The sequence below is a fragment of the Staphylococcus sp. NWU MK-U1 genome (genome assembly GCF_033283505.1).
Lineage (GTDB): Bacteria > Bacillota > Bacilli > Staphylococcales > Staphylococcaceae > Staphylococcus > Staphylococcus haemolyticus.
Window position 1 is genome coordinate 482,037 of sequence record NZ_JAVSMG010000002.1, and the last position, 19,316, is coordinate 501,352.

Genomic DNA, 19,316 nt, shown 5'->3' on the forward strand with positions numbered 1-19,316 from the left:
TTTAATCCTCCCTATTGATAACTTGATTTAATAATTGATGTATTTTCTTCTCTTGATAGTTTGTTAACTCTTCACCCGTAATTATTTTGTAGAAATTTTTAATTATTGTAGGATCATCTGTAGTTTTAAAATCTGCGTACGTTGATTTATTATCATTTTCAAAAGTGATATTACTAAGCGAGAGTGTATTTGGGTATATCTGTTTAAGGTGGATGATAGGGTCCGTGACATGAGACATATTTTTAAGTTTGAAGTGAAAATAATTGTCCTTATTTTTCACAGGAACGTCTCCTTGTATAACAGCCGAGTAGTCACCTTCAATTTCTTCTAACTCTCTTAAAGGTTTTAATTGTACAAACTTAGTATTTATGTCATTTTTTGAACTAATCATTAATTTTTTGTATCCTTTGGCCTGGTTCACTTCAGAAAATGAGTATTGTAATAACGAACCACTGTAATCAACAATATTATCAGTAATACTAAATGGATGATGAAGATGCCCTAATAGTACTTTGTCAAAAATTTGGAAGTTAGCGCTTTCTACACTTTCAACTGTTCCAATTGTAAGTGGCCTTTCAGATTCTGATGTTTTACCACCTTTTATGGTTAAATGGCCAATTAAAATATTAATTTGATTAGGGTCTATAATCTTCGAAATGTGGTTAATACACTTTTGAGTTGCTTGCTCATATGTCTTGATATCATCATCATTAAAGTAAGCCTTAATTTCACTAATAGTGGCAAAAGGAAGTGTGTAAAAGTTAATATTATTAATAGTTATAGGGGTAGACATTAATTCTAGTTGCGTTCTAATATATAAATGTGAAAACTCAAACCATGTTGACCCATAATTTAATCTTTCTCTACCATCATGATTTCCATTGGTTATAATTGTAGGAATTTTCATATTTACATTTATAGTTTTAATCGTTTCTTCAAAAAGTCTAATGGTCTCCTTACTAGGATAAGACGTATCGTATATATCACCCGAAATAACCAGAACATCTGGTTTCTCTTCCTTCAAATTATCAATAAATTTGTTCAATATGTAATGTTGATCTTCTAAAAATTGCTTACCATTTAAAATCTTACCTAAATGCCAATCAGCAGTGTGAATAACCTTCATAATGACCTCCCTTTAGAACGTTTGTTCGTGTATATTATATCTTGAATCATACTATTGTTCAAACTAAAAAAGATGGAACAATGATTAATTTAAATTCATTGTCCCACCTATGTTATTAAGCAGCTATTAATAACCCCAACTTGCATTGCTTGTAGAATTTCTTATTTTGAAATTCTCTTTGTTGGGGTCCCGCTCAGCCCGGCAAGGTTGAATCGAATTAAAAAAGCTTGTTACAAGTGTGTTTTTAATTCATTCAACTACTTCCAATATGTAATTATAGCCTGAGATATTAATTTATGTCCCAGGCTCTACTAAAATTTTCAAAGTAATTTAAAATACATCATTTTTTAAATCATTATTCAATTATTTGACAGTTGACCTTTTCAACTTTTTATATTTATATAACATTGCTAATCTCCAAGGAACAATCATGCTAAACGCAAGTAAGAAGAACATGCCGCCAATTTCACCTGGATCAATTTTACTACTGATAAATATTTTAATTACAGTGCGTATAATTAATAAAGAAATTAAAATGATTGGAAATGCTTTTGAACGCTTCATATAAATTTCAGTACCGTGTACCTCAAAGTGACTTGTCCATATAAGAACAGATGAGAATAAGACACCTAGAATAATCGACTCTAAAATTTCAGTACCAGTCAATCTAAAGTACGGAATCACATACATCAATGCACCTGTAGCCATGAAAAATGGAGGTAATATAATTTTCTTTTCATTAACAGGAAAGTTTTGAGCTTTCATTCGAATAAAAATTACTACTATACCCATAAATAAAGCAAATACAACAGAAAAAATTAAATACGCCAACGTTACACCTTCTTATATATTCATAAACTCTTACTCTTTATTTCTCATTGTAAGTTATTTAGATTTTTAAAAATTTTCTTTTTTAAATAACACTAAAGTTGTTTTACTACAAAAATAAAGGATTGTAAACCTTAAAGGTACTACAATCCATTTAAAAATTATTTTTTTGAACTTTTCATGTTTTGATCCATGTTTTTATTCATCATTGTCATCATTTGATTGATTTTCTTTTGCGATGGTTTTTGACCCATTTGCATCATCATCATTCGTAACATTTCTTCATTAATAGGTGGGTTTTTTTTCAAATAATCCATCATATATTTACGTGCTAAAAAGAAACCACCAACTAGTCCACCGATAAGCGCTACAATGATTAATAAAATTGCTAACCATGTTGCCATTGTTTCACCCACTTTCTATATCCTACTGAATTTTACTAAATTACTATTCTATTTTCAAGAGCTAGTTAGTAATTCTGCATCCATTTGTTATCATAACAAATACTTAAACAAATGTAATATTTATTTTTAGCTAACTTAAAAATTATTTTGTATTACTCATTCAAATTAAAGAAGACTTTCCAATGAAAGCCTTCTCAGTTCTCTAATTTCTTATCTAATATTAAAATGTGCGAATTTGATTTAATACATTTTCTTTAGTGAAACCATATTTTTCTACGACTAAGTCGCCAGGGGCACTTGCACCAAATTGGTCAATACCTATCACTTTACCTTCAGTGCCTACATATTTGTGCCAACCTAATGGAGATGCCATTTCAATTGCAACACGTTTAGTAATTTCTTTAGGAATTACAGACTCTTTATATTCTTCTGATTGTTGCTCAAAAGCAAACCAGTTAGGCATTGATACTACACGTACACCTTTACCTTGTTTATCTAAATCTTTAGCTGCTTCAATTGCTAAGCTAACTTCAGAACCAGTAGCAAGTAATAGATACTCAGGTTTAGTTTCAGTTTCGAAGACAACATAAGCACCTTTACGAACACCTTGTTCAACTGTCTCTTCATCTACATCTAAATATGGTAGATTTTGACGAGTTAATACTAAAGAAGTTGGTGTTTGTTCTGATTCAAGAGCTACTTCCCAAGCTACTCTTGTTTCATTTCCATCAGCTGGACGAATGACATTCATATTTGGTATTGATCTTAAACCCGCTAATTGTTCAATTGGCTCATGAGTAGGTCCATCTTCACCTACAGCGATTGAATCATGTGTGAAGATAAATGTTGAATTTAATCCCATGATAGCTGATAAACGCAACGCTGGTTTTAAGTAGTCACTAAATACAAAGAATGTTGCACCATAAGGGTGTAATCCACCGTGTGCTGCCATACCATTTACAGCTGCACCCATAGCGAACTCACGTACACCAAACCATATATTTTTACCTTCAGGTGTATTTCTATCATAATCAGTCGCTTCTTTAACGTTAGATTTGTTAGAACCAGCTAAGTCAGCAGAACCACCAAAGAATGACGGAACTGATTTACTTAATGCTTGAATTACTTCACCTGAATCAGCACGTGTTGCTGCATTATGATCGCTATCAAAGCGTGGTAATTCATCTCTATAGTTTTTAGGTAGTTTACCACTAATAGCTAATTTAAATTCATCTGCTAATTCTGGATATTGTTTAGAATAATTTTCTAGTAATGCTTTCCATGCATCTTCATGCTCATTTGCACGTTTTAACATAGTTGTTTGGAAAATTTCATATACTTCTTCTGGGACATTGAAACGTTTTTCAGGATCTAAACCATATGCCTCAAAAGTTAATTTTCTCTCATCTGAACCTAGTGGTGCACCATGGACACCATTAGTACCACTCACGTTTGGAGCGCCATAACCGATAATTGTTTTAACTTCAATCATAGTTGGACCATTTTGAGACTTAGCTTTAGTTATTGCCTTATCGATAGCGTCTAAATCATTACCATCTTTTACTAATATGTGATTCCAACCATAACTTTCAAATCGTTTCTTAACATCTTCAGAGAAGGCTTTATTTAATTCGCCATCTAATGAAATATCGTTTGAATCATATAAAACAATTAGCTTATCTAATTGATTATGGCCAGCAAATGAAGCAGCTTCATGAGAAATACCTTCCATTAAATCACCATCAGAAGCTAGCACATAAGTATAATGGTCAACAATATTGAAATCATCTTTATTAAATTTACCAGCTAAATGGTCTTCAGCCAGAGCCATACCTACAGACATAGCAAAGCCTTGTCCAAGTGGGCCAGTAGTAACTTCAACACCATCAGTATGTCTGAATTCTGGGTGTCCAGGTGTTTTAGAACCCCATTGTCTAAATTGCTTCAATTCTTCTAATTCAAGACTGCCTGAAACATGTAACAAGCTGTATAATAGCGCAGATCCATGTCCAGCCGACAATACAAAACGGTCTCTATTAAAATAGTCTTTAGATTGAGGATTAAAATTTAAGTGGCGTGTCCATAAAGTATAAGCCATTGGTGCAGCTCCCATAGGTAATCCAGGATGACCTGAATTAGCTTCTTCGATTGCATCAATACTTAAAGCTCTAATCGTATCAATCGCTAATAGATCTTTCTCGTTAAACATCTCTAATACTTCCCTTCTACTTTAATCATCTTTCGTATATTATAACTTAAAAATATTGAAATTGATAATCGTTTAAACTCAACGAACTATATTCTAATATTTATTAATTTTTATTTTGTTCTTGTATCTTTTTTAATTTTTCAGGTGTCACATCATTACCCTCAGGATCTATCACCTTTGTGCTTTCAATTTGTTGTTTAAACCCTTTTCTAAATGCTTCGAGGTATTTTTTACGCAATTTCGATTGCTCTTTAGCTTCAGCTTCAGTTAAACCTTGTTCCTTTTTCTTTTTAGCAAGCTCATTAATTCTATCTATATTTAAATTATCATTAGACATAACTATCACTCTTTCTATATTTCCATTAATATTTTCTCTTTTACTTCATAGAATATAACAAAAAAGAGGTCTAGACAAAAGCTATTGACATTTAAATAGCTTTGACAGACCTCAAATTTATAATCATCTTACAAAAGCGAACACTTTGTAGTCATTTTGTTCCCCATTTGTATTATTTACGTTCTTATTATCATCTTTAATAATTGCCTTTTTAGAAATAGTATGGTCAGTTATTTCGTACGTTTGTTCCATTTGAGCGTTATGATATAAATTCATGAAAAATACTATAAAAACAACACAAGATATTGATACAACAGCTATATTAGTTAATAATTTATTTTTATATTTATTAAACATTACTTTCACCTCTAGAACATTTGTTTGTATACACACTTTAACAGAACATCTGTTCTTAGTCAACATAAAAACGAACAAATGTTTGTTCAATGTTTAAATCAGTGCTATAATATAGTTAAATAAAATTAGGGAGTGCCTATATATGAGAGAATTAACTAAACGTCAAAGTGAAATATACGATTATATTAAACATGTAGTACAAACTAAAGGATATCCACCAAGCGTACGAGAAATTGGTGAAGCAGTAGGGTTAGCGTCAAGTTCAACTGTTCATGGTCATCTATCTAGACTGGAAGAAAAAGGATATATTAAACGAGACCCTACGAAACCGAGAGCCATTGAAATTGTTAGCGAACAAACTAACGATGCAGTTAATATGGAGGAAACAATTTATGTTCCTGTAATTGGTAAAGTTACTGCCGGAATTCCGATTACTGCAGTTGAAAACATTGAGGAATATTTCCCTTTACCAGAACATTTAACATCAACTCACAATAGTGATATCTTTATTTTAAATGTTGTGGGTGAAAGTATGATTGAGGCAGGTATTTTAGATGGAGATAAAGTTATAGTTAGAAGCCAAACCATTGCTGAAAATGGGGACATCATTGTTGCGATGACTGAAGATGATGAAGCAACAGTTAAACGCTTCTATAAAGAAAAAACACGTTATAGATTACAACCTGAAAATAGTACAATGAGTCCTATTTATCTTGATAACGTTACTGTTATCGGTAAAGTTATTGGTTTATACAGAGAACTGTAGTTTTAATTTCTAAAATTTACGTTAACCTCTCTCTTATATATTTCTATATACAAAGAACTAGCAAAGTCTACAATGTAAACTTTGCTAGTTCTTTTGCTTTTCATTCTCTTTTTTATTCAAAATTTCTTTAACCTTATCTAGAATATCTAGTTTATTAACATCTTTAGTTGTCATAATATCAACTTCCTTATCAACTAAAAGATACCCTTAATAAGTCGCATTAAAACACTTAGCCCGTATAATTTTCTGTCCAATATGGTTGTCGTTTGTCATTAAAATCAACGCCTACGCCTAGAGTACTGAAATTTGTATTCAATATATTCTTTCTATGACCAAGTGAATTCATTAACCCCTCATGAGCAAATATACTATTTTGTTGCCCATACGCTAAATTTTCACCTGCCGCATTGAAATCAATGTCATCATCTTTTAATCGATTAAAAGGAGATTCACCATCTAAATTGTTATGATCAAAGTAATTTTGTTTTACCATGTCTTCACTATGATTTCTTGCTGTATCGGAGACATCTTTCGAGTAACTAAGTGTATTCAGCCCATGCTGTTTACGCTCAGAATTAACTAAATCATAATTTTGATATTCAAAGCTTTGTTCTAATGTTGAAGATGGCGCACCGTAATGTTGAGTCAACCTTTTTTCCATGGCGTCACTAACTTGAAGTAATGCAGTAACACCATTGTCATTATGTTTATCATAAAAAACAGTTGTATAAATATTATCTTCATGGAAAACATCATACTCATCGCTACTTATATCAACACGGTATCTACCTTTAACAATTTCCTTTAAAGGTTTACCGAGTCTATCCTCAACAACATTTTTAGGGGTGTTATATTTCACCTTAGATTTAGATGTAATGACATTTTGATTACTATATAAAGCATTGACTTTATTCCCTAAATAGCTAACCATTATGAAATTATCGTAATCATTATTGTAATAGGTATACCATTTAGCGCCATATTCATTAGATGTTACTCTTTTAGGTTTCCCCAATTGATTTTCAACTTTGTCTTTAGACATATTCATCTGAATATTATTAATAGCAAAGTCCTGTTCTGTAGGTGTTTTGAGCCTATTGTTTTTTAAACTCGAATCTTGATTCATAACTTGCTGAACTTTACTTCTTACGTCATTCTGAAATTTTACTAGTGTTTGATTTTCCTTTAATGGTATGAATAAAGCTACAACTAATAACACCAAAGAAAATAAAAGGAATTTTTTAATAACAATACACCTACCACTCAAGTTCTAATCCTTGTCCCCATTAAAAATTGAATTTCGCACTATAACATAATCGACAGTTGTTAATGATTTTAAATCTTTTCCACCTGCATATGAAATCGAGCTTTGTAAGTCTTGTTGCATTTCAACTAAAGTATCTTTTAATGATCCTTTATGTTCAACAAACATTTTTTTACCTTCAACATTCTTGTGTTCACCTTTTTGGAATTCAGATGCACTACCAAAATACTCTTTATAACGTTTGCCGTCTAATTCAACAGTTTCACCTGGTGATTCTTCATGAGCCGCAAATAGAGATCCTATCATTACCATGCTTGCACCAAATCGAATTGATTTAGCAATATCGCCATGTGTTCTTAAGCCACCATCAGCGATTATAGGTTTACGCGCTGCTTTACTACAAATATTTAATGCTGCTAATTGCCAACCACCAGTGCCAAAACCAGTTTTTATTTTTGTGATACAAACTCTACCTGGTCCAATACCAACTTTAGTTGCATCTGCACCAGCGTTTTCAAGTTCTCTAACACCTTCTGGCGTACCAACATTTCCAGCAATTACAAATGTTTTTGGAATATATTTTTTTATGTGTTTAATCATTTTAATAACTGAATCCGAATGACCATGAGCTATATCAATCGTAATATATTCAGGAACTAATTGTTTGTCAGCTAATTCTTCAATAAACTTAAATTCATTTGCTTTAACACCTACAGAAATAGAAGCAAACAATCCTTCTTTTTGCATGTTTTGAATAAATGGAATACGAGCTGCTTCGTCAAATCGATGCATAATATAAAAATAATCATTTTTAGCGAACCAATGCGCTAATTCTTCACTCATAACAGTTTGCATATTCGCTGGCACAACAGGTAACTTAAACGTTTTCGGTCCAAATTGAACAGTTGTATCACATTCCGAACGACTTTCAACTATACATTTATTTGGAATTAATTGAATATCTTCATAATCAAAAATTTTCATACTTTTTAGCCCCTATACAATCATATTTATTAAGTAAAAACGAACGTTTAGTATATTAAATATAAAAATCATTCATTTTCTCACCCTTATATACTTTACAATTTTTTAATTGTCTTGTAAATGGACTAAAGTACTAGATTTGTATTTTACCAACTTGATTTTTTAACGCCCGGGATTTGTCCTTTGTGTGCATGTTCTCTAAAAGCAATTCTAGACATTTCAAATTTTCTTAATACACCTCTTGGACGTCCTGTTACTTTACATCTTCGAGTTAAACGCGTTGGTGAAGAATCACGTGGCAACTTACGTAATGCTTCATAATCTCCTTTAGCTTTTAATTCTTTACGTAATTCATAATATTGATTAACTAATTTTTCTCTTTTCATTTCTTTAGCAATTTTAGATTTTTTTGCCATATATATCACTCCCGTTATTTTAAATCGTAATAATTACTTTTTATATAATAACACATGATTTTAAATTTACAAGACTGATGACTTAATTTCATTTAAATAATTAAAAAACCGAAGTATAAGATTATTATACTTCGGCAAGTTCTTACTTTATCTTTAATGTCGTATTTAAAAGATAAGAGATTATTTAGTTTCACGGTGTAGCGTGTATTTATTTAATCTTGGGCAATATTTTTTCATTTCAATACGCTCAGGATTATTACGTTTATTTTTAGTAGTAATATAATTACGATCGCCACATTCTGTGCAAGCTAATGTTACATTAACGCGCATAATTAACATCCTTTCTCATTTAACTAGGAATACTTACGATTTAAAATTTTACCATATTAAAATGCTCTACGCAATCTAATTTTATAGTACTATTTAAAATTCTCGTATGTTTCGTCGTTAGTACCTTCTAAATCAACATCATTAATATCGATTTCTAATGCTTTGGCAACACCTTTACCATATTCTTGATCAGCTTTATAACAATGACGAATGTGTCTATGTTTAACGTCTTCACTCACACCATCCATTGCATTTGCTGTGTTAGTAAAGATTCTTTCTTTGGCATCATCAGATTGTAAACGGAATAATTTACCAGGTTGTTCAAAGTAATTATCATCATCTTGTCTTTGATTGTACTCATAACCGTCTCCATCTACTGGAAATGCTGGTTTTTTATATTCAGGTTGTGATTGGTAAGCACCTTTATTATTTGGATAATAATGAGGACCACCACCTTGATTTCCATCAAGGAATCTCATTTGACCATCACGACTGAATGGACACATATTTTCAATGCCAACACCTTTAGGTTGGTTAACAGGAATTTGCCAGTGATTGACACCTAATCTATAACGTTGCGCATCACCATATGAGAATAGACGTCCTTGTAACATTTTATCTGGTGAGAAGTCTAGACCAGGAATAATGTTTGTTGGAGCAAAAGCAGCTTGTTCAACATCCATGAAATAATTCTCTGGGTTTCTATTTAGCTCAAATTCACCCACTTCAATTAATGGGTAATCACCTTTATACCAAACTTTAGTTAAATCAAACGGATTATCTGGATGATTTTTAGCTTGCTCCTCAGTCATAACTTGGATATACATTTTCCATTTTGGATAATTGCCATTTTCAATTGCATCGTATAGGTCACGTTGTGATGATTCTCTATCTTGACCTACAATTTCAGCCGCTTCATCATCTGTGTAGTTTTCGATGCCTTGTTGAGTTCTGAAATGATATTTAACCCAAACACGTTCACCCTCGTCATTGTACATAGAATACGTATGTGAACCGAAACCGTGCATATGACGGAAGTCTTTTGGCATACCTCTATCTGACATTAAAATTGTAACTTGGTGAAGTGCCTCTGGTACGCCAGTCCAGAAATCCCAGTTATTTTGAGGACTTCTCATATTAGTACGTGGGTCTCTTTTAACAGCACGGTTTAAACTAACAAACAACTTAGGATCTCTAAAGAAGAACACGGGTGTATTGTTACCTACTAAGTCCCAGTTACCTTCTTCCGTGTAAAATTTAAGTGCAAATCCACGGATATCTCTCTCTAAGTCAGCTGCCCCACGTTCACCGGCAACTGTTGAAAATCGTGCAAACATTTCTGTTTGTTTACCTATTTCTGAAAAGATTTTAGCATTTGTATATTTCGTAATATCATTTGTTACAGTAAATGTACCAAATGCACCTGAACCTTTAGCGTGCATACGACGTTCAGGTATTACTTCACGATCAAAATGAGACATTTGTTCTAAAAAGTATGCATCTTGCATTAATAGTGGACCTCTCGGACCAGCTGTCATACTATTCTCTCTATCTGAAACAGGGTGCCCAAATAAACCAGTTAATCTTTTATCATCTTTCGCCATAGTTAATTCCCCTTTCACTTATTTATAATTATTATAATTTAGAATCTACTATAATTAAACCCATAGCCCCTATAATTAAAACATTTTAAAAAACCTTATAAAATGTCAGAAAATTTAAAATTTTTAAGCTAAATTGTTTAAAAGTTATTGAATACTGTCCCTAAAAGGATTAAAATGGTTTGTATATTTTAAATTTTAGAATTAGGAGACATCATATGGAAGATAACAATATGAAAAGAGGTCTTAACTCAAGACACATATCTATGATTGCTATAGGTGGCGCAATTGGTACAGGGCTCTTTGTAGCAACAGGTAGTGTTGTTGCTCAAGCTGGTCCTGGGGGCGCTATATTAGCCTATTTATTAATTGGCATAATGCTTTACTTTTTAATGTCGTCAATTGGAGAGTTGGCAACATTTTATCCAGTTTCAGGATCATTCAGTTCATACGCAACGCGATTTGTAGACCCTTCTCTAGGTTTTACAATGGGATGGTTATATTACATTATGTGGGCACTAGTTTCCAGTGTAGATGTTATGGTTGCTTCAAACGTATTGTATTATTGGGATGTATTTAAATTCTTTAGTCCACTTACTTGGAGTTTAATCTTTATCACTATTGTATTTTTATTAAACATCTTCACGGTTAAAGCTTTTGGAGAAACTGAATTTTGGTTATCACTAATTAAGGTAGTAACTATTATTATATTTATTATTGTTGGTTTCTTGATGATCTTCGGTATATTAGGTGGCCATTCTTATGGCTTTGAAAATTATACTAAAGGTGAGGCACCATTCGTGGGTGGTTTATCTGGTTTCTTAGGTGTCTTACTCGTTGCAGGATTCTCAGTTGGCGGTACTGAAGTTGTAGCAGTGACTGCTGGAGAATCTGATAATCCAGAAAAAACAATGCCTAAAGCTGTTAAACAAGTTTTTTGGAGAATTTTATTATTCTATGTATTATCAATTGGCGTTATTGCAGCTATCATTCCTTATACTGACCCATTATTGTTAAATGAGAATGAATCTGTTACACAAAGTCCTTTCACAATTGTATTTGATAGAATTGGTGTTGCTTTTGCCGCTTCTGTTATTAATGCTGTTATATTGACATCATTATTATCTGCGACAAACTCAGGTGTTTATACTACTAGTAGAATGTTGTTCTCTTTAAGTGATGAAAAACAGGCACCTAAATTCTTAAGTAATCTAAACGATAAGTCTAAATTACCTTTAAGAGCATTAGTTACAACATATATTTTGATTGTAGCGATTATTATAATTGCTAATTTTTATTCAAATGCTGTTTTTAGTTTGTTAAATATTATTGGTTCATTGGTAATCATTGTTTGGGCAGCTAGTTCATGGGCACAAGTAAGATTGCGTAAAGCTATTAAACGTCAAGGTCAAGATATCAATCAACTTTTACCTTATAAATCACCATTGTACCCTCTTGGACCAATTTTAGTATTTGCAACTTTAATTTTCTTATACTTTGGTAATTCAATTGGAGATTTATTCGATGGTAATATAGGTAAATTTTTCGTTAACATTTTACCTATCATTATTTTAGGACTCATTTTCTTAGCTCATAAATTAATAAGAAAAACGAAGTTCGTTAAACTAAATGATATGGATATCACACCACATCATTATCATAAAGATAATTAAATAATTAAATGCGAGCACTGAAAGTATAGTAAATCCTTTTTAGTGACTCGCATTTTTGGTTTCAACATATTGATATTTTCGAAAAAACAGTTATCTAGTATAATAGTAGTAAAGATAATGACTTAGAGGTGAAAGCAAGATGGTTGGTCAAACAAACTTATTTGATGATGTCATTAAGAATGAAGAACGTTTCGTTATAGTTGTACAATCTCTAGAAGAAAAAAATGGTCAATTACTAAAACGTACATTAAGAGAGTACCCTAGTCTTGAACATGACCAAATGGAAAATTTATTTACACATTTAAAAGATGTATTTAGTACTGAACCATTCAGTGAAAACCAGTCTGCATTTACAATTACAGTGTATACAAATTTAGATTATGCTGCTGATCAAGTTTACGCTTATGTAAAGCGTTCAAAAGGAAAGCACGAATGGACACATACTGCTAAATAATAAAAAGGCATGAGGTCGAATGAATCATTCATCATGGTAATTATGATGAAATAAACAACATTCGTATTCTCATGCCTTATTTTGTATTACAAAAGTGTTTTTAAAGCTGCGGGAATACCATTAGAATCGTTATCTAACGTTATTTTGTCTGCAATAGCCTTCAGTTCCTCATTTGCATTTCCCATCGCGATAGCACAACCCACTACTTCAAACATTGATTGATCATTTAAACTATCACCAAAACAAATCACTTCAGATAATGATACATTTAATTTTTCACATAATGCTTTAATCGCATTACCTTTTGAAACATCCTTTGCCATAAATTCTAAAAAGAATGGTTTACTTGTTGTTACATCAATTTCTGAGTTAAAACTTCCATGCATATCATCACGTACTTTAGCAATATTTGTTGCGTAATCAACGCCCATCGCTTTTGGAACGCTATCGTTAATATAAGCTTTAATATCATCTACACGTTTCATAGGTAGCCCGGTAAGTTCTGATTCAATATCTCGATATTCATGATCACCATCATGGATAATATGACCATCTTGATATGTCAGGATTAAAAAGTTATGTTCACGACAAAAATCCACAATAAGGTCAAAATTCTTCTTAGATACACTTTGACTCACTTCTACTTCTTCTGTTGCTACTTTGATCGTTTTACCGCCGTTGTAACTGATGATATAACTATCATGAACATCTAATTGTAATTCTTTTGCAATTGGTAGCATACCTTCAGTTGGTCTTCCTGAAGCTAACACTACTTTATAGTCTTGATTTTGAATATCTATCAAGTAATTTTTAGTTTCTTTACTTACTTTATTCTCACTATTAATTAAAGTATCGTCCATGTCCATAACGATCATTTTATAATTACTCATATCTGAAGTGTACTCCTTTCGAAATTTACTCGTTTATATTTTACAATAAATTTTATGAAGGATACACAATTTCTTCAACAACGCCAATTTCATTGATTGTTGCTAATTCTGAATGACATGTTGTAACGGCTTGTCTTAACGCTCTAACTAATTGACCACTCGTCTCCTTAGGACTCATTGTTAATATGGTAGGCCCTGCACCACTAATTACTGTCGCATATGCATCATATTGTTGAGCTATAGCTTTTACCTCTTTAAATTCAGATATTAAATGTTGGCGATATGGCTCGTGGAAGCCATCCTGTGACATCATTTTCCCAGCAAGTTCATAATTATGTTGAATTAATGCACACAGCATCGTATTACTTATTGCACTACTTTGAACCGCGCGCTTATGAGAAAATTGATCAGGTAAAACGTTACGAGAATCTTCAGTCTTTAATTCATATGGAGGTATAGTTAGAATTATATCAACATCTGGCACATCAATATGTGCTATATTCGTTTCTTTAGTATCTGGATTATAGAAGCCTGCTAATAAGCCACCATAAATTGTAGGTGCAACATTATCTGGATGACCTTCTATTTCTGTAGCTAATTGAAGTAATTCATATTTAGAAAGCTGAATATTGCCAAAATAATTTGCAATGTATAAAGCGCCTACCAATGCAGACGCCGATGAACCTAAACCTCTAGCTAATGGTATATCACTTCGCATTTCTACACTTAAGCTAGGTAATTCTACATTATATTTAGATGCGACCTGCTGGGCCACTTTAAAAACATAATTGTCTTTGTTCTTAGGAAGTGAATCTAATTCGGAATTTAAATATGTAAATTCCCATTCTTCCCCTTTAATTCGTTTCACATAAAGATGTAAATATTTATCTATAGCCATACCTATCGAATCGAAACCAACGCCTAAATTAGCAGTAGACGCTGGTATCTTTAAGTGCAACTGTTCAGTCATTTTTACAAAGCCCCTTTAATGTAATCAATAATACTTGATTTATCGTTAGGAAGCGGTTGAATAGGGTTATCTAATATTGAAATAGCAGTATCAGGATCTTTTAATCCATTACCAGTTAAAATAGCTACTATTTTTTTGCCTTTAGGTAATTGTCCTGCTCGATGTAATTTAATCAGACCTGCAATTGAGGCGTTACTAGCTGGTTCGCTAAATACACCTTCTTTAGAAGTCATTAATTGATAAGCTTCTAAAATTTCATCATCAGTAACACTATCAATCAATCCATTAGATTCGTCTAACGCATTCGTAGCTTTAGTCCAACTAGCTGGATTACCAATTCGAATAGCTGTAGCAATTGTTTCAGGGTTTTTAATCACTTTATTTTGAACAATTGGTGACGCACCTTCTGCTTGGAAGCCAAATAATCGAGGTAATTGACTACCCTTTTTCTCATGGTATTCTTTAAAACCTTTCCAATAAGCTGTAATATTGCCTGCGTTTCCAACTGGAATTGCGAGTACGTCTGGGGCTTGTTCCAATTGTTCAACAATTTCAAATGCACCCGTTTTTTGACCTTCAATACGATGTGGATTCACTGAATTAACTAACTCAATTTCTTCATCATTTTCAGCAATTTCCTTAACAATTTCTAAAGCTTCATCAAAGTTTCCTTCAATAGAAACAATTTCAGCACCATACATAACAGCTTGCGATAATTTACCGAGTGCAATCTTACCCTCTGGAATAACTACAATTGCTTTCAATCCAGCTCGTGCAGCATATGCAGCTGCTGAGGCTGATGTATTACCAGTAGATGCACAGATAACAACTTTTTTCCCTTGTTCTTTTGCTTTAGTAACAGCCATGACCATACCTCTATCTTTAAAAGAACCTGTAGGATTTGCACCTTCATATTTTACATATAAATCAATATCCAACATCTTAGACAAGTTCTCACAATGAATTAATGGAGTATGTCCTTCATTTAATGTTAACTTTGGTGTGTCGCTGTTAACTGGTAAATATTCTTTAAACTCTTCAACTAAACCTTGCCATCTTTTCATAAACATTAAACCCCTTCAACTGGATAAATTTTCTCGATATTAAAATCAGCTTTACTTAAAACGTCCTCTGGTGACTGATCTAAACCTATAATAACTACATCATACGTTTGTTCATCACGTTGTTCAACTTGTAGTGATTTATGGAAAGGTAACGTTTCTTTCAATAATGATTCAAATTTTTCTTTTGATAAGTCACTATTAAGAACAACATAATAGTTTAACTTCTCTTGAATAGCTACGACATCTTCCGTATCCATAATTTCGCGAGTTGCATCGGTTTTCAATTCAAAATGAGGTGGTAATGTATGCGTATTTGATTCAAAGAATAATGCCACATTTAGTAAATCACTTACAACAGCACTTCCAGTAGCTAAGCTACCTGCACCTTTCCCATAGAACATTGTATCGCCCACTGCATCGCCCACGACATAGATTGCATTATATTCATCTTCAACTGTAGCTAGTTGATGGGATTTATGTATTAATGTTGGTTCAACTGATGCGTTAACTTTACTATTTTGATAAGTTCCCTTACCAATCAATTTAATTTTATAACCTAATTTGTCCGCGACATTGATATCAGATAAAGTGGTTTGACTTATACCACGAACTTTAACATCATTTAATTTAATGACTTGGTTAAATGATAAATAAGAAGTGATAACAACTTTACGTGCTGCATCAATACCTTCTACGTCATCAGTCGGATCTGCTTCAGCAAAACCTAACCTTTGCGCTTCATCAAGAGCCTCTTCAAACGTTGTTTGTTCACGTGTCATTTTAGATAAGATGAAGTTAGATGTACCATTTAGTATTCCCATAAATTTAGAAATGTTATTAGCATTTAATCCATTATTAATAGCATTTACTATAGGGATACCACCGGCAACACTCGCTTCGAATTTCAACGCAAGTCCCTTTTCCTCAGCTAAATCTTCTAGTAGCTTCAAATGTACGGCTAATAAATCTTTGTTTGCAGTAATTACATGTTTACCGTTTTTCAAAGCATCTCTTAACCAATTAACAGTAGGTTCAATGCCACCCATTACTTCAATAACGATATCGATAGAATCATCATTTAAAATTTCATTAACATCTTCAGTTAAATGATATCGACTAATATTTATAGGTCTTTTCTTAGATTTATCACGCACTAAAATATGCTTTATAACAATATCTTTGTTTAATGTATCTATAATTTGTTGTCGATTCTCTTCAATTATTTTAACTACACCTGATCCCACTGTTCCTAGACCAAGTAAAGCAATATTTAATTCTTTCATATTTTTATCTTCCCCCATTTGTATAACTGAGAAATACAATTGTTTTATTGAAATATACTTTATTTTAGTATACTATTAAACCATATTAAATTGATAGGACTTTTAGTAAAAAATGTAAATACTTAGCTTTATATTATCATGTGGTATCAGAAAATTAAATAGAATTTTCTGATTTTTTAGAAAGGTTGATTAGGTATATGAAAGTGGCAAAATTCGGCGGTAGTTCAGTTTCAAATGCAACACAAATCAAAAAAGTCCTAGATATCGTTAATAGCGATTCAGATCGTAAAATTATCATTGTTTCTGCACCAGGCAAAAGACACAAAGATGATGTCAAAACGACCGATCTTCTAGTTCGATTATATGAAAAAGTAATGAATAATCTTAATTATCAGGATAAAAAGAAAGAAATTATTCAACGTTATGCAGATATTTTACATGAACTTGATATGGATGATTCATTATTAAAAGTAATTGATGACACATTAGAAGAGATTATTTCAACTTTAAAAGATAAGCCTTTAAGATTATACGATGCTATTCTTTCTTGTGGTGAGAATTTTAATGCGCAATTAATTGCAGCTTATAATGATTCACAAGGTTTTAAAACGACATATCTTTCTCCAAAAGATGCAGGTATTTTAGTTACAGATTTACCACAACAAGCTCAAATCCTGGAAGAAGCTTATGAGAAGATTAGTAAATTAAAAGATATTGAAGGTAAAATTATTATCCCAGGATTCTTCGGTGTTTCTAATAATGATTATGTCGTTACGTTCCCAAGAGGCGGTTCTGACATTACAGGTGCAATTATCGCTAGAGGAATTAGAGCGTCTTTATATGAAAACTTCACTGATGTATCAGGTATTTATAAGGCTAATCCTAATATAATTAACAATCCAGATCTTATTGAAGAAATTACGTATCGTGAAATGCGAGAACTTTCATATGCTGGGTTTAGCGTCTTCCATGATGAAGCATTGCAGCCACTCTATAAACACAGAATTCCAGTGGTAATAAAAAATACAAATCGCCCTCAAGATAAAGGTACATTTATACGCCATGATAGAGATGTAAGTGATAAAAATGTCATTATAGGTATAAGCTGTGATAAAGGATTTAGTGTTATTAATATTAAAAAATATCTAATGAATAGACAGGTCGGTTTCACACGTAAAATTCTTGAAATATTAGAAGATTACAATATTTCTTTCGACCATATGCCTTCAGGTATTGATAGTATTAGTATCATCCTTCGAACACATCAATTAAAAGGTAAAGAAAAAGATGTACTTAACGCTATACGTAAACGTTGCGATGTCGATGAATTAAGTATTGAACACGACTTAGCGATTTTAATGATTGTTGGTGAAGGAATGAATAAAGCAATCGGTACTGCAAACACTATTACACATGCGTTAGCAGAGTCTAACATCAATTTGAAAATGATCAACCAAGGCTCGTCTGAAATATCAATGATGTTCGGTATTTCAATTGAAGATGCAGACAAGGCTGTTTTATCTACATATGAATATTGTTATCATGGCATTTGTTTGAAAAATCTAAATAAGCAAGCATAGTTAAAAAGCATCTAGTATTTAAGTAGTCATGTTTTGTACATTCCACTTAAATATTAGATGCTTCTTTATAATTTGTTATGAGCTAATGCCTCATTGATACGTTGCTCCCCTACGACAACTTTTAATATAACAAATTGATAATAACTTAATGAGTCTAAAACCATTTTATAATTAGGTAATTGATGGTAATTTTGATTATCCAATAAGTCGTACATTAGCACGATTTCTGGTTTAATATAATCTACTCCCCATGTCAGCGAATGAAAATAAATACTATTCTTAGGAATTCTAATATTACTATCTAATCTAAATATCCACTCTTCATTTACGACATCATAAATAAAGATATTCATTAATAATTTCTCGTTAAAAGTAATATCTATGTGTGCAATTTCGGGTACACTTAATTGATCTCGATTCATTAACTTATTATTTTTATCATAATAATTTAAATGATATGTGGACGGAATTACTTTTAATACTTCAACTAGTTGTTTACGTTCTACGCATATGTCGACTCTAGAAGGTAGAATAAAATTATCACTTAAAAATAGCTGCATTGCGACTTCCCCATGAAATTTGAATGAAGTACGACATTCATTTTTTAATATTTTAACTAGCTCTTCTACATGTTGTTGATGTTCCATATTACTACCTCCAAAGTAAACGCTTTCATACATTAATTATACATATCCTTATTTCTGATTTCAATTTACGAATTGTGAAGTATTGCTAAATTTGATGTTAAACAAAATAATAAAATTGCTAAAATTAGGTAAT

General features: G+C 32.0%; 20 protein-coding genes. 4 read left to right on the forward strand and 16 right to left on the reverse strand.

Translation table 11 applies throughout. From position 1 onward, the window contains the following. Nucleotide 1 precedes the first annotated feature (1 nt). The 6 genes from sbcD to sosA all read right to left on the reverse strand — a co-directional run bounded on the left by sbcD (nucleotide 2) and on the right by sosA (nucleotide 5,261). On the reverse strand, nucleotides 2–1,126 hold the full coding sequence (gene sbcD, locus SBL16_RS05375; RefSeq protein ID WP_107634648.1) for an exonuclease subunit SbcD: 1,125 nt from the start codon (nucleotides 1,124–1,126) through the stop codon (nucleotides 2–4). A gap of 363 nt (nucleotides 1,127–1,489) precedes the next feature. Next, nucleotides 1,490–1,957 (reverse strand): CcdC family protein, encoded by a 468-nt coding sequence (locus tag SBL16_RS05380; RefSeq protein ID WP_037537138.1) that lies wholly within the window; start codon nucleotides 1,955–1,957, stop codon nucleotides 1,490–1,492. Nucleotides 1,958–2,115: 158 nt separating this feature from the next. Beyond that, entirely contained in the window at nucleotides 2,116–2,358 is a 243-nt protein-coding gene (locus tag SBL16_RS05385) for a YneF family protein (RefSeq protein WP_011275855.1), read from the reverse strand. A 220-nt stretch (nucleotides 2,359–2,578) separates the two neighbouring features. Further along, entirely contained in the window at nucleotides 2,579–4,567 is a 1,989-nt protein-coding gene (tkt, locus tag SBL16_RS05390; protein ID WP_107612638.1) for a transketolase, read from the reverse strand. Between the two features lie 103 nt (nucleotides 4,568–4,670). Beyond that, nucleotides 4,671–4,904 (reverse strand): DUF896 domain-containing protein, encoded by a 234-nt coding sequence (locus SBL16_RS05395; protein ID WP_016931078.1) that lies wholly within the window; start codon nucleotides 4,902–4,904, stop codon nucleotides 4,671–4,673. Nucleotides 4,905–5,027: 123 nt separating this feature from the next. Beyond that, entirely contained in the window at nucleotides 5,028–5,261 is a 234-nt protein-coding gene (gene sosA / locus SBL16_RS05400) for a DNA damage-induced cell division inhibitor SosA (RefSeq protein WP_107612636.1), read from the reverse strand. Between the two features lie 142 nt (nucleotides 5,262–5,403). Between sosA and lexA the strand changes: the two genes are divergently transcribed. Beyond that, nucleotides 5,404–6,027: a transcriptional repressor LexA gene (gene lexA / locus SBL16_RS05405; protein WP_011275859.1), complete on the forward strand. Its 624-nt coding sequence runs from the start codon at nucleotides 5,404–5,406 to the stop codon at nucleotides 6,025–6,027. Nucleotides 6,028–6,256: 229 nt separating this feature from the next. Here the strand turns inward: lexA and SBL16_RS05410 are convergent, their stop codons facing one another. The 5 genes from SBL16_RS05410 to SBL16_RS05430 all read right to left on the reverse strand — a co-directional run bounded on the left by SBL16_RS05410 (nucleotide 6,257) and on the right by SBL16_RS05430 (nucleotide 10,625). Then, nucleotides 6,257–7,249 (reverse strand): CAP domain-containing protein, encoded by a 993-nt coding sequence (locus tag SBL16_RS05410; RefSeq protein WP_411861520.1) that lies wholly within the window; start codon nucleotides 7,247–7,249, stop codon nucleotides 6,257–6,259. A 48-nt stretch (nucleotides 7,250–7,297) separates the two neighbouring features. Then, the gene (gene guaC / locus SBL16_RS05415) at nucleotides 7,298–8,275 is read right to left on the reverse strand and encodes a GMP reductase (RefSeq protein WP_037537140.1); all 978 of its coding nucleotides are present in this window, start codon (nucleotides 8,273–8,275) and stop codon (nucleotides 7,298–7,300) included. Between the two features lie 146 nt (nucleotides 8,276–8,421). Then, complete coding sequence (gene rpsN, locus SBL16_RS05420) at nucleotides 8,422–8,691, reverse strand: 30S ribosomal protein S14 (RefSeq protein WP_011275862.1); 270 nt, start codon at nucleotides 8,689–8,691, stop codon at nucleotides 8,422–8,424. 180 nt (nucleotides 8,692–8,871) lie between these two features. Beyond that, nucleotides 8,872–9,021: a 50S ribosomal protein L33 gene (gene rpmG / locus SBL16_RS05425; protein ID WP_001265708.1), complete on the reverse strand. Its 150-nt coding sequence runs from the start codon at nucleotides 9,019–9,021 to the stop codon at nucleotides 8,872–8,874. Nucleotides 9,022–9,110: 89 nt separating this feature from the next. Continuing rightward, on the reverse strand, nucleotides 9,111–10,625 hold the full coding sequence (locus tag SBL16_RS05430) for a catalase (RefSeq protein ID WP_107612502.1): 1,515 nt from the start codon (nucleotides 10,623–10,625) through the stop codon (nucleotides 9,111–9,113). A 215-nt stretch (nucleotides 10,626–10,840) separates the two neighbouring features. Between SBL16_RS05430 and SBL16_RS05435 the strand changes: the two genes are divergently transcribed. Beyond that, entirely contained in the window at nucleotides 10,841–12,295 is a 1,455-nt protein-coding gene (locus SBL16_RS05435; RefSeq protein WP_107612504.1) for an amino acid permease, read from the forward strand. A 139-nt stretch (nucleotides 12,296–12,434) separates the two neighbouring features. After that, on the forward strand, nucleotides 12,435–12,749 hold the full coding sequence (locus SBL16_RS05440) for a hypothetical protein (RefSeq protein ID WP_107612506.1): 315 nt from the start codon (nucleotides 12,435–12,437) through the stop codon (nucleotides 12,747–12,749). A gap of 86 nt (nucleotides 12,750–12,835) precedes the next feature. On the opposite strand, the gene SBL16_RS05445 is transcribed toward SBL16_RS05440, so the two are convergent. From SBL16_RS05445 to SBL16_RS05460, 4 genes are read right to left on the reverse strand one after another with little or no spacing between them, the layout of a single operon-like run. After that, on the reverse strand, nucleotides 12,836–13,639 hold the full coding sequence (locus SBL16_RS05445) for a Cof-type HAD-IIB family hydrolase (RefSeq protein ID WP_317953093.1): 804 nt from the start codon (nucleotides 13,637–13,639) through the stop codon (nucleotides 12,836–12,838). Between the two features lie 52 nt (nucleotides 13,640–13,691). After that, nucleotides 13,692–14,609: a homoserine kinase gene (gene thrB, locus SBL16_RS05450; RefSeq protein WP_107612508.1), complete on the reverse strand. Its 918-nt coding sequence runs from the start codon at nucleotides 14,607–14,609 to the stop codon at nucleotides 13,692–13,694. Between the two features lie 2 nt (nucleotides 14,610–14,611). Next, nucleotides 14,612–15,673 carry a threonine synthase gene (gene thrC / locus SBL16_RS05455; RefSeq protein ID WP_107613660.1) on the reverse strand — a complete coding sequence of 354 codons (1,062 nt, stop codon included), beginning with the start codon at nucleotides 15,671–15,673 and terminating at the stop codon, nucleotides 14,612–14,614. A 5-nt stretch (nucleotides 15,674–15,678) separates the two neighbouring features. Continuing rightward, entirely contained in the window at nucleotides 15,679–16,956 is a 1,278-nt protein-coding gene (locus SBL16_RS05460) for a homoserine dehydrogenase (protein WP_107612512.1), read from the reverse strand. Between the two features lie 197 nt (nucleotides 16,957–17,153). On the opposite strand from SBL16_RS05460, the gene SBL16_RS05465 reads away from it, so the two are divergent. Further along, nucleotides 17,154–18,536, forward strand: a complete 1,383-nt coding sequence (locus SBL16_RS05465) for an aspartate kinase (protein WP_107612514.1) — start codon at nucleotides 17,154–17,156, stop codon at nucleotides 18,534–18,536. A gap of 65 nt (nucleotides 18,537–18,601) precedes the next feature. Here SBL16_RS05465 and SBL16_RS05470 read toward each other — a convergent pair whose 3' ends face one another. Then, nucleotides 18,602–19,183, reverse strand: a complete 582-nt coding sequence (locus SBL16_RS05470) for a hypothetical protein (RefSeq protein WP_037537148.1) — start codon at nucleotides 19,181–19,183, stop codon at nucleotides 18,602–18,604. Nucleotides 19,184–19,316: the final 133 nt, after the last annotated feature.